This is a genomic window from Psychromonas arctica, from assembly GCF_038155225.1.
Lineage (GTDB): Bacteria > Pseudomonadota > Gammaproteobacteria > Enterobacterales > Psychromonadaceae > Psychromonas > Psychromonas arctica_B.
Genome location: NZ_JBAKBA010000136.1, coordinates 1 through 263, shown reverse-complemented (window position 1 = coordinate 263; position 263 = coordinate 1). Strand labels below are relative to the sequence as shown.

The 263-nt window shown below is 41.8% G+C and carries 1 pseudogene; it reads right to left on the bottom strand.

Annotated features, from left to right (window positions below):
• A pseudogene (locus V6255_RS19380) lies at positions 1-263 on the bottom strand (transposase); the annotation flags it as partial.

Below are 263 nucleotides of genomic sequence, written 5' to 3'. Positions count from 1 at the left end.
GCTTGCCCTGCTGTTTTAAATCATGTGATATTTCATCTTCACTCAACCCATCTTGCGCTTGATGACGTGCAAGAATACGTTGACTTGCTCGGTGCAACTTCATTTGCTTACGTTCAAGCTCATCAAATGTGCCACTCCGTTCTTTGCTAGCGTTTGATCACTTCCTTTAAGGAATAGTTACATCCATCGATGGCAAACATGTTTCGGTCGATCAATCCCTCACGGTCGCATATCATTAATACTTGAGTAAATAGTGGTTCAAT